Annotated in this window: 10 protein-coding genes; 3 read left to right on the top strand and 7 right to left on the bottom strand. The window is 36.2% G+C overall.

Annotated elements, in window-relative coordinates; translation table 11 throughout:
• Positions 1-107: 107 nt before the first annotated feature.
• From NST77_RS24600 to cax, 3 genes are all read right to left on the bottom strand, one after another.
• Entirely contained in the window at positions 108-965 is an 858-nt protein-coding gene (locus NST77_RS24600) for a YfkD family protein (protein WP_445668913.1), read from the bottom strand.
• Between the two features lie 66 nt (positions 966-1,031).
• On the bottom strand, positions 1,032-1,646 hold the full coding sequence (locus NST77_RS24595) for a YczE/YyaS/YitT family protein (RefSeq protein ID WP_341123720.1): 615 nt from the start codon (positions 1,644-1,646) through the stop codon (positions 1,032-1,034).
• A 414-nt stretch (positions 1,647-2,060) separates the two neighbouring features.
• Positions 2,061-3,125, bottom strand: a complete 1,065-nt coding sequence (cax, locus tag NST77_RS24590) for a calcium/proton exchanger (protein WP_095330725.1) — start codon at positions 3,123-3,125, stop codon at positions 2,061-2,063.
• A gap of 238 nt (positions 3,126-3,363) precedes the next feature.
• On the opposite strand from cax, the gene NST77_RS24585 reads away from it, so the two are divergent.
• Together NST77_RS24585 and NST77_RS24580 are read left to right on the top strand one after the other, a co-directional pair.
• A complete protein-coding gene (locus NST77_RS24585; protein WP_095330723.1) occupies positions 3,364-4,539 on the top strand; it encodes an MFS transporter in 1,176 nt (391 codons plus the stop codon).
• A gap of 173 nt (positions 4,540-4,712) precedes the next feature.
• Positions 4,713-6,644 (top strand): heavy metal translocating P-type ATPase, encoded by a 1,932-nt coding sequence (locus NST77_RS24580; RefSeq protein ID WP_249879240.1) that lies wholly within the window; start codon positions 4,713-4,715, stop codon positions 6,642-6,644.
• A gap of 820 nt (positions 6,645-7,464) precedes the next feature.
• Here the strand turns inward: NST77_RS24580 and NST77_RS24575 are convergent.
• The 3 genes from NST77_RS24575 to NST77_RS24565 form a co-directional block, all read right to left on the bottom strand.
• Positions 7,465-8,286: a YihY/virulence factor BrkB family protein gene (locus NST77_RS24575; RefSeq protein WP_095330719.1), complete on the bottom strand. Its 822-nt coding sequence runs from the start codon at positions 8,284-8,286 to the stop codon at positions 7,465-7,467.
• A gap of 201 nt (positions 8,287-8,487) precedes the next feature.
• Positions 8,488-8,844, bottom strand: coding sequence for a YtxH domain-containing protein (locus tag NST77_RS24570; protein ID WP_204259815.1), 357 nt, complete (start codon positions 8,842-8,844; stop codon positions 8,488-8,490).
• 89 nt (positions 8,845-8,933) lie between these two features.
• Positions 8,934-9,407, bottom strand: coding sequence for a low molecular weight protein-tyrosine-phosphatase (locus NST77_RS24565; protein WP_123259993.1), 474 nt, complete (start codon positions 9,405-9,407; stop codon positions 8,934-8,936).
• Positions 9,408-9,560: 153 nt separating this feature from the next.
• Between NST77_RS24565 and NST77_RS24560 the strand changes: the two genes are divergently transcribed.
• Complete coding sequence (locus tag NST77_RS24560; RefSeq protein ID WP_163184867.1) at positions 9,561-9,785, top strand: DUF1128 domain-containing protein; 225 nt, start codon at positions 9,561-9,563, stop codon at positions 9,783-9,785.
• A 73-nt stretch (positions 9,786-9,858) separates the two neighbouring features.
• On the opposite strand, the gene map is transcribed toward NST77_RS24560, so the two are convergent.
• Positions 9,859-10,611 carry a type I methionyl aminopeptidase gene (gene map, locus NST77_RS24555; RefSeq protein ID WP_095330711.1) on the bottom strand — a complete coding sequence of 251 codons (753 nt, stop codon included), beginning with the start codon at positions 10,609-10,611 and terminating at the stop codon, positions 9,859-9,861.
• Positions 10,612-10,707 lie beyond the last annotated feature (96 nt).

Genomic DNA, 10,707 nt, shown 5'->3' with positions numbered 1-10,707 from the left:
CCATAAAAAAGCCACTTTCTCCGATTCACTTCTGTTATTTCTGTTTCCCACAACACCTTCTCTAACAAAAAAGACTGACATCCATAGTCAGTCTTTTCACCATTTATTTATTTCGTTTTTTCGCTTGCGCTGAATTCAAAGGAAACATGATCTTGGACAGGAATCCATGCACCAATTCCTTGAGAAGTTACATTTTTGACTATAATGGATTTTTTGCTTCCTTTAAGCATCATGTATACTTCACCATATGTCACTTTTCCTTTTTCATTAACTGCAGGTGCATAGCCATATAAATACCCTAGTCTTTTAGCTGGGATATTGTATACTTGATCCTTTTTCGTTCCTGTTCCAACCACTGTTTCAAATGCGAGAGATAACCCTGAATTTTGAGCTGCTTTTACAAGCATCATTTTCTTTACTTGTTCTGCATTGGGAATTTTTGCAGTTAAGCCGCCTCTTACTTTTTTCTGTGATTCTTGCACATAATGGATCTGATAGGATGATTTTCCACCACGATTATCATAGAAATTGGTGTTTATTTTCTGATACTCCCAATTTGGCGCTGTTTCTGTTGATTCATAGTTAAGCGGCCATTGGCCTAAATACACAATGGCTTTATAGCCAAGAGCAAATGGCGTACTATTAACCGTGGATTCATTCAGCATACGAATCAAGTCTGGATTATCGATTTTCACTTTAGAAGAATTAATAAGCTGCTGTGTTAACTCACTAGGTTGTAGCTTAGGTACATCCTGTGTTGGGTTTGGATACGTATTTTCCTTCGTTATATTCATAACTGCATTAGGTATGGTAATAATTTTGGATTTCCGTGGATTTTCTTCTTTTTCTTTTTCTTTTACTTTTTCCGCATACGTGAACATTGGCAGCATTAAGAAAAAAGATATAAGCACAATCATTATTTTCTTGTACATAGCAAGTTGAACTCCCTTCAAATAATCATCCATCACTATGATTATTTTTTTCGGAGTTTATCGAGATTATCCATTTAAAAATAATTTTTTTCTTTCCTTCTATTTTATTACAAATTTCCCCGTCAGCTTAGAACAGTATGGATGGAAAAATTGAATAGCTGGACCAAGTCCAAAAGCAATGATTAAGGTACCAAGCCCAATAGGTCCTTTTGCTAAAAAAGCGAACAATAAAGCAAGTATTTCTCCAATTAGCTTAGCCACCATAAGATTGACTCCATATCTCTCCTGAATGGTAACCATAAAATCATCAATGGGATTTAAAGGAAATTCAGACTGTAAGTAGAGAGCAATCCCGAGACCCACAATAATTAATCCGGCAATAAGTAAAAGTAATTGACTCATAAACATAAAATAATGAAGACGATTAACAAGATGTGCCATCCAAAAGTCAACAAAAAAACCAAGAATAAACACGGTTGCTAGAGATAATAAATTTGGTTTATTGCGTAAAAGTAAAGCGTTAACAAATATAAGGATGATACCTATAATAACAATCCAGCTTCCTATTGTTAATCCAACCAAATGAGACAAACCTACATTAAGAGCATCCCAAGGACCAGCTCCTAAATTTGCCTTAATAGTCAACGTTGCCCCAAACGCTAATATAAAAAGCCCGACTACATACAAAAGGCATCGATAAAAAAATGACGACATACCTGTATATCCCCTTTCTCCAACCATCCTCTTTCTTTCATTCATATGCTTACCTAACTTAAAACTTGTCCGTTATTCTTAAAAATAAATAATCAGAATATTTACATTTATTAAATATTATTGTATAATAAGATCATCAAATAAAAGGAGGGCAGCTATTTAGATCGCTTGTATTTTAGTAAAGGAGGACAATATAAACCTTTGAATATTCATCAATCAGAATGTAATCCATATTACAAAAGGAAAAGAGGTTGGTGATCCGATGGAAGCGACATGATAGAATCCCTAAACAACATATTTAAATCAACGAATACTTAAAATTTATTATCGAAAAATAAAGAGGTGAATAAAGAAAAAGAAGCCTAGCCGTTGTAAAGAAAACGGCTAGGCCTTGTTATTTCTAAATTATGTTTCTTAAAGCAAATAAAACCCAATTCCCATAATCGCATAAGCTGCCAGTAAGGTAGCTCCCTCAAACCAGTTTGTCTCTCCATCATTTGAAATACTTACCATTAGCAATACAGCTGTTACCATACTAATAAGTTCTGGCAACGTAAAGACTAATGACATTCCACTCGGGAAAAACAAGGAAATTAATACTAATAACGGTGCCACAAACATCGCAATTTGCAACGTTGAACCAATCGCAATTTCAACCGCTATGTCCATCTTGTTCTTGTATGCCATTACGACAGCAGAAGCATGTTCGGCCGCATTTCCTACAATCGCCACAATAATGATCCCGATAAATAACTCAGACCAGCCAAATGATTCTGCAACTACCTCGAAAGTATGTACTAGGTTTTCTGATACATAAGCAACTGCTAGTGTTGCAATCGCCAAAATAGCAATACTTTTTTTCACAGACCATTCTGGAATTTCCTCATGAGCATGACCGTGGTCTCCACTCTTTTCCACTTGATAAACTCCGCGATGAGTTACTAATTTGAATAAAAGTGCTGCTAAATACAATACAATCAATATAATAGCGATCCCAATGCTTAAGGAAAGTGTTTTTCCTTCACCCATATTCATCGTAAAAACTTCTGGAATTACAAATGCAACAATAACTGCGAAAATCAGCAGTCCTGAATTATGACGAGCATCAAAAACATTAAATTGCTGTCTCTTATACTTTAGCCCGCCGATAAAAAAGGACAATCCTGCTACCAGCAATAGATTCCCTAACACAGATCCAGTTAAGGATGCTAACACTACTTCTGTTAATCCCTCACGTAAAGCAAATATAGCAATTATTAATTCTACGGCATTACCAAAAGTAGCGTTTAGCAATCCACCAATTCGAGGGCCAGCGACAATTGCTAAGCTTTCTGTTGCTCTTCCCATAAAACTTGATAACGCGATGATGGTAAGACAGTAAATAACAAACATAAGAATGCTTGACCAATGTAACAAGGAACCTATTATCGATAATGGAACTCCAATAAATGCTGCTATCATAAATATTTTATTAACCATTTTTTCGCTTCCTTTCTCCTATCATCTTCATATATTTTCCCATCCAACTGGAGGCTAAACTTATTATACAGCTACTTTCCCTAAATATAACCAGTTTTTAAGAAATGTTACTGTTTTATCATAAGAAAAATAATATTCTCATTTCTCTAAAAAATCTATTGCAATACTGTTCAATCCCCTTTAACATCATTTAGGGAGACTAAATATAGACACAATGTAAGAAATAAGGGAGTATATTATGAACAGTAAAAAATTTGCCGTACTAATTAGCATTGTCAGTATTTCTGGATTTAGTCAAGGAATGCTGCTTCCATTAATAGCTGTTATTTTTGAAAATGATGGTCTTTCTTCCAGTTTAAATGGCTTAAATGCAGTCGGACTCTATATAGGGATTCTGCTAATCTCTCCTTTTATGGAACATCCCTTGCGTAAATATGGGTATAAACCCGTTATCATTTTTGGCGGGTTGGTTGTTATTGTCGCACTAGCACTTTTTCCAGTGTGGAAATCCTTTTGGTTCTGGTTCCTTCTCCGTTTATTTATTGGAATTGGAGATCATTCTCTCCATTTTGCAACCCAAACATGGATTACTACCGCTTCACCAAAGGAGAAACGCGGACGCAATATTTCACTATACGGTGTATTCTTTGGGATTGGATTTGCAGTGGGACCATTGTTAACACCATTAGTAAAAATAAATGAGTCGCTGCCATTTATTCTTTCATCTATTATGTGCTTTATCGCATGGATCTTTATTCTCTGGATTAAAAATGATTTTCCAGAACAAACAGTTGAAACCAATTCATTTCTCGATACAATGAAACGCTTTTCTAGTGCCATGAAGTATGCATGGATTGCTTTTCTTCCACCGCTTGCCTATGGATTCTTAGAATCAAGCTTAAACTCTAGTTTTCCTGTGTATGGATTAAGAATTGAATTAAGTGTCGTCCAGATTTCTCTCTTGCTTACCGCCTTTTCGATAGGAGCTATTGTCTTTCAGCTTCCTTTAGGAATGATTAGTGATAAATTTGGCAGAAGACAGACACTTATAACGATTTTAATTATTGGTACTGCCTGCTTTTCTTTCGCAAGCCTATTAGAAGCTTATTTAATTGGCCTGATCATCTGTCTCTTCCTTGCCGGAATGGCAGTTGGCTCTACCTTCTCACTAGGTATTAGCTATATGACCGATTTAGTTCCAACTAATCTTCTACCGACTGGAAATCTTCTTTGTGGAATGGCCTTTAGTGTTGGGAGTCTCATTGGTCCATATTTGGGCGGGGTGTTTATTCAGTATTTCCAGCATATAAGCTATTTTGTAGTGATTGCTGCTATCTTATTTATTGTTGGTTTGATTATTTTCCTTTTCGGGAAAAAAGAAGTGAAAAATCAATATTTAGCAGAAGCAAAATAATACCTAGCGCATACAATATGTGGTAAAATCAGCTTATACAACTAAATATAAAAAAATTATTTTAATTCGGTATTTATGCTGTCACCTACTAGGTGGCAGCTTTCGTGTTTTTTAAGGGTGTTGAACTTGATTCTCGCTCTCAATAAGAATGATTAACAAAGGAGGAAAAAACGATGTCTACAGAAACAGAATTAAAAACCTATATCGAAACAAAGGTAGAAGCAAAGCCAACTCTATTTGCCAAACTATCTCCTCATCTCGAACTTATTGCTGCAGGGATAAGCGGAGTATTCATTGTTGGCGGCTGGATTTTACATCATTTTCATTATTCTTCTATGTCTATTCTTGCCTACTTACTTGCTTTTGTGATTGGAGGGTATGCAAAAGCGAAAGAGGGAATCAGCGAAACTATTGAAAATAAAGAATTAAATGTCGAAATGCTCATGATTTTTGCTGCAGTTGGTTCTGCTATTATAGGATATTGGGCGGAAGGAGCGATATTAATATTTATTTTTGCTGTAAGCGGAGCATTAGAGACTTATACAATGAATAAGAGCAACAAAGAAATATCTGCCCTGATGAAATTACAGCCAGAAGAAGCGGTGCGAATCCTGCCTGATGGCCAAGAGCAAGTGGTTCCAGTATCATCTCTTTCTATCTCCGATATCATTTTAATTAAACCAGGTGAAAGAGTACCTGTGGATGGAAAGATTATAAAAGGAACTACAGCAATTGATGAAGCAGCTATCACAGGCGAATCTATCCCATTATCTAAGGGGATCAATGATGAAGTTTTTGCCGGAACCGTAAATATAAGTGGCTCCATTACCGTCACCCTGACAAAACATGCAGATGAAACTCTTTTCCAAAAAATTATTACATTGATTCAATCAGCACAAAGTGAGAAATCCCCTTCGCAAGCCTTTATCGAAAAGTTCGAAGGTGCGTATGTCAAAATTGTGTTAACTGTTGTTGTCCTATTAATGTTCCTTCCCCATTTCCTATTAGGGTGGTCTTGGAATGAAACTTTTTATCGAGCAATGATTTTTTTAGTCGTGGCCTCTCCTTGTGCCTTAGTTGCAAGCATTATGCCAGCCACCTTATCAGCGATTTCGAATGGAGCAAGAGCTGGTATTCTTTTTAAAGGTGGCGTTCACCTAGAAAACCTTGCCCATATAAGAGCAATTGCCTTTGACAAAACAGGAACATTAACAAAAGGAAAACCGGTTGTAACAGATGTCCTGGTTGATCGTCATTTTTCAAAGAAAGAAATCATTCAAATAACAGCTAGCATTGAAAGCCATTCAAATCATCCACTTGCAAAAGCAATTGTCCAATACGCTAAGCATAAGTATCAAGAGACATTCCCCCAGCCAGAGAGCATTCAAGATAATTCAGGCTGGGGTGTGACCGCCCTTTTGAATAACAGCGAATGGCGGATCGGAAAAGCTGCTTTTGTAGGAGAAAAGGAAGCAAAGGCTTTCCAAGAAGGAAAATATGATCAGTTATCAGAAGAAGGAAAAACCACTGTATTTATTAAAAAAGATGCAGATGTGATTGCGTTAATCGCATTAAAGGATATTGTAAGAGAAGAATCAAAAGAAGCTATTAACCGCTTAAAAGAAAATGGTATTTATACGGTTATGGTGACAGGAGATAATGAAAAAACAGCAAAAGCAATTGCCCAAGAAAGCTATGTAGAGGACTATATTGCGGAATGCTTACCAGAAAAGAAAGTAACCTCTATTAAAGAGTTAAAAGAGCGATATGAAATCGTGGCAATGGTAGGGGATGGAATTAATGATGCACCAGCTCTCGCCACAGCAAATGTCGGCATTGCCATGGGGGAAGGTACAGATGTTGCCTTAGAAACGGCCGATGTCGTCTTAATGAAAAATGATTTACCTAAAATTGCTGATGCTATTCAACTATCTAAACGGATGAATCGAATTATTAAACAAAATATTATCTTTTCTATTTCGGTCATTATGCTATTAATTATTTCCAACTTCTTGCAAATCGTTGCCCTTCCATTTGGCGTTATTGGACATGAGGGCAGCACCATCTTGGTTATTTTAAATAGCTTGCGGTTATTAAAAGGATAAGCAACTCGGCGGGAGGAATGGGATACATGTTTGGCTGATATTTTCTGGTTTTGGCTGATTTCTCCTTCCGGCTGGCTGATACTTTCTGGTTTTGGCTGATTTCTCCTTCCGGTTGGCTGATACTTTCTGGTTTTGGCTGATTTCTCTTTCCGGTTGGCTGATATTTTTTGATTTTGGCTGATTCCTCCCTCCGGTTGGCTGATATTTTTTGATTTTGGCTGATTTCTTCTTCCGGTTGGCTGATATTTTCTGGTTTTGGCTGATATTTTCTAGTTTTGGCTGATTCCTCCTTCCGGTTGGCTGATATTTTCTAGTTTTGGCTGATTCCTCCTTCCGGTTGGCTGATATTTTTACTTTTCAGCTAATTCTCTTGCTCGATTGGCCAGATATATTCAATTATCCACTATTCCCCAGCCCAATTAGTGATTTTTTTATAAGAGAACCATTTAATTGGCTAAGCTGTATATGAGTCATCATTAATTCCCCCACACTGTTTTCGTCACTGCTAACATTGTTACCAAAAGGAATTAATGGACCAAACACAAACTAGCTAATTTTCCCAATTTATATTGCTATCCTTTATTACGCCAAGCAAAAAGGCCTCCAAAGTGTATCTTTGAAGGCCTTTTGGTTAATGGTAGCCGTTTGATCCGTTGGCAGAACCAGATGTTTTATGCTTTGGCTTACTTTTCCCTTTTTGTTTTGTTCCGCCATCTTTTTTTGTATGTTTTGTCATTTTAAATTCCCCCTTTATTAAATGTTTCCCCTCTAATAGTTTGTTCTTTTGCATTTTTTTTATAGAGGTAAATAACGGATACACTTAACAAGGTTCTTTCTTTCTTTCCGTGAAATAAGCATTAATCTCGCCACCAATAATAATAATAATGCCTGTTATATAGAACCAAATCATTAGAACAATAATTGTTCCAATACTTCCATATGTTGCCGAATAATTACTAAAGTTCCCTACATAATAAGAGAAGGCTAAAGAAGCGACTACCCAGCCAATTGCAGCGAAAATGGCTCCTGGAATAGCGGAAATACATTTTAGTTTTTTATTCGGTGCAATCCAATAAAGAGCAAGAAACACAATAAATAAAATGATTGGGGATGCAAGAAACCTTAAAGTATTCCACAAAGATAAAAATTCATCCGTTAAGTTAAATTGGGAAAATAAAAACATCCCGATTTGTTCTCCAAATACTGGCAATAGCAAAGCAACTACTACTACAGCAATCATTCCAAGTGTCAGTAAAATAGACATTCCTCTTGCAACTATAAAAGATCTTGTTTCTTCCACATCATACGCTTTATTTAATGCCTTTACGATAGCATTTAATCCGTTTGAAGCAGACCATATTGTCGCAATGATACCAAAGGATAATAAACTAACATTTCTGCTTAGCACCTGATCAATATTGGATTCAATCGTATTCATAATATCTCCTGGAGCAAAACCCTCCACTAATCCTAATAAGTCTTCCTTCGTAATAGGAAGATACGGAAGAAGTGTCATCACAAAAATAAGTAATGGGAAAATTGACAAAAGGAAATAATAGGATAATTGGGCTGCCAGATCAAATACATTATCTTGTTGAATTTTCTTGATAAGAACCTTTATAAATGGAATTACGTCTCCCATACAAAATCACCGTCCTAACAGTTCTTTTATGTATGTCTATTGCCCTTTATTGTGTAAATAAAAACCTGTCCATTAAATAGAAAAGACATTAGCCCTTTCTGTACTCATGGTATGTAATGGAAGGCAGCCTAAATGCATCCCTCTTTTCAAATAAAGAGAGGGGGACATTGGCTGCTATCCCTGTTAAAGCATTCTTACAGGCTATTCTGGCTTAGGTAAATATTGTATGCTGGAAACAAGCGTTCTTTCCTGATTTCTCATTTTTCCACTTGTGAAAGCTTCCTTTGTATCTCGGATAATACCTGCTACGACTGGTGTTATTCCTTTTAGTTCTTCTAACTGTTTTTTAACAAATGCAGCATCGTCCGAAATTTTCAGGGCTGAATTCTTTATTTTTTCGGAAGTCAGATTCAAACTAGATGTCATTTGATCTAAATCTGTTACAGTATCTTTCGCATGCTGTAAAGTTGTTACTGCATGTTGTCTTGTATGTCTATCAAATAAGCTGATTGCTGTTCCAATAAGACTGCCGATAAAAAGACCTTTTGTTATACTCATTTTCATCATCCCTGCCACCTCTCCAAATTAGTTATTTTGGCTATTACAGCACCATTTCTAAAACAGGCTTGAAGGATGGCTCTTATTGCCTATAAGGAATATTTTTGTTTAATCTCTCGTAACAGACCTTCACAGCCATCCTTCACTAAGGCAAACACCTCTTCAAAATTGCCGGTATAATATGGGTCTGGTACTTCTTTTCCCGCAGCATGGTCTGTATAATCCATTAATAAACGGACTTTTGTGCCGACTAACATTTCATTAAGCTTTTTGATATTCGCTATATTACTGTTATCCATTGCAATTAGATAATCAAATTCTTCTAAATCCTTATCCGCCAATTGACGGGCAAAAATACCTGCATCCTTGATTTTATTTACTTTAAGAATATCTCTTGTTCCCTGGTGAGGCGGATTTCCAGTATGCCATCCGCCAGTTCCGGCAGAATCACAAATAATAGTCTCCTGCAATCCTTCCTTTTCGACTAGGTCACGGAATACCGCCTCCGCCATAGGCGAACGACAAATATTTCCTAAGCAAATAAATAAAACACGTATTTTCATTTTTATTTTCCTCCATTTTTCTATTTACATACTTTTTTTACTTACCAGTTCGCAAAAAGCACTTTATTTAATCATATACCTCTATATTGACATTTCTATGTTTGCATGAAAAGATGAATAGAACAACTTTATTGTCCAAGAAAGGGGAAAGGTATGAATTTAGATAATAAAACAACAGAAAATGTGAATTTCATGATTGAAAAAATAAAAGAAAAATTAAAAGTATTAAACATAGGTGCCATTAAATCCACCCATTTTGATGAAGGTCTATATGATGACATTAAAGAAATTTATGATCATGTGATGAAACGAGACTCCTTTAGTCCAAATGAAATGCAGGCACTCGCTGAAGAGCTTGGAAACTTGCGAAAACAATAACTTGATTTAAAAAAATCAGTGGGTGGATGCCCACTGATTTTTTTAAATGCCATAAGATCGACAAAATATCCCCTTAAGCATCTTGATCTGTAAGAATAACAGGACCTTCTTTTGTGATGGCAATGGTATGCTCATATTGTGCTGAGTGCTTCCCATCTATCGTTCTCGCTGTCCATCCATTATTATCCATTTTCATTTTATAATCACCCATATTGACCATTGGCTCAATTGTAAATACCATTCCTTCTTTGATACGTGGCCCTTTACCCGCTAAACCAAAATGAGGTACTTCTGGTTTTTCATGTATTACTTTTCCAATGCCATGTCCGATAAAATCTCTCACAACAGAAAAACCGTGTTCTTCCACATATTGTTGAATAGCGAATCCAATATCCCCGATGCGATTGCCAACCTTCGCCTGTTCAATACCTATATAGAGGGCTTTTTTTGTAACATCCATCAGTTTTTGCAATTCAGCTGATACTTCTCCAACTGCATATGTCCAGGCAGAGTCAGCCAATGCTCCATTATAATTAACAACCATGTCAATGGTTACGATATCTCCCTTTTTTAGAGGCTCATTTCTTGGGAAACCGTGACAAATTTCATCATTTATACTGGCACAAGTTGCATATGGATAATCTCGGTATCCTTTTTGTTCGGGAGTCGCTCCCATTTCTGCTAAATAAGCTTCCACCTTTTGATCAATTTCCAAAGTAGTAATACCTGGTTTGATCATCTTGGCAATCATTTTATGACAACCAACTAGAATCTCACCAGCCTTCTTCATTTGTTCAATTTCTCGTTTTGATTTTAATACAATCATGTCCAAGCCTTCTTCCTATCTAAAGTTACCGCTAAGAGTGAACACAAATAGAATTTTGTCTATTCCTCTTTTTATATTAGCGGTTCATTAAGTATG

This window comes from Niallia sp. FSL W8-0177, assembly GCF_038006285.1.
GTDB classification, from domain to species: domain Bacteria; phylum Bacillota; class Bacilli; order Bacillales; family Cytobacillaceae; genus Niallia; species Niallia circulans_A.
This window is presented reverse-complemented; position numbering and strand designations above follow the sequence as displayed.

Bases quoted from the DNA above. Each gene is read 5' to 3' on its own strand.
- NST77_RS24600 (WP_445668913.1), bottom strand. From the start codon at position 965: ATGGATGATTATTTGAAGGGAGTTCAACTTGCTATGTACAAGAAAATA.
- NST77_RS24595 (WP_341123720.1), bottom strand. From the start codon at position 1,646: ATGTCGTCATTTTTTTATCGATGCCTTTTGTATGTAGTCGGGCTTTTT.
- cax (WP_095330725.1), bottom strand. From the start codon at position 3,125: ATGGTTAATAAAATATTTATGATAGCAGCATTTATTGGAGTTCCATTA.
- NST77_RS24585 (WP_095330723.1), top strand. From the start codon at position 3,364: ATGAACAGTAAAAAATTTGCCGTACTAATTAGCATTGTCAGTATTTCT.
- NST77_RS24580 (WP_249879240.1), top strand. From the start codon at position 4,713: ATGTCTACAGAAACAGAATTAAAAACCTATATCGAAACAAAGGTAGAA.
- NST77_RS24575 (WP_095330719.1), bottom strand. From the start codon at position 8,286: ATGGGAGACGTAATTCCATTTATAAAGGTTCTTATCAAGAAAATTCAA.
- NST77_RS24570 (WP_204259815.1), bottom strand. From the start codon at position 8,844: ATGAGTATAACAAAAGGTCTTTTTATCGGCAGTCTTATTGGAACAGCA.
- NST77_RS24565 (WP_123259993.1), bottom strand. From the start codon at position 9,407: ATGAAAATACGTGTTTTATTTATTTGCTTAGGAAATATTTGTCGTTCG.
- NST77_RS24560 (WP_163184867.1), top strand. From the start codon at position 9,561: ATGAATTTAGATAATAAAACAACAGAAAATGTGAATTTCATGATTGAA.
- map (WP_095330711.1), bottom strand. From the start codon at position 10,611: ATGATTGTATTAAAATCAAAACGAGAAATTGAACAAATGAAGAAGGCT.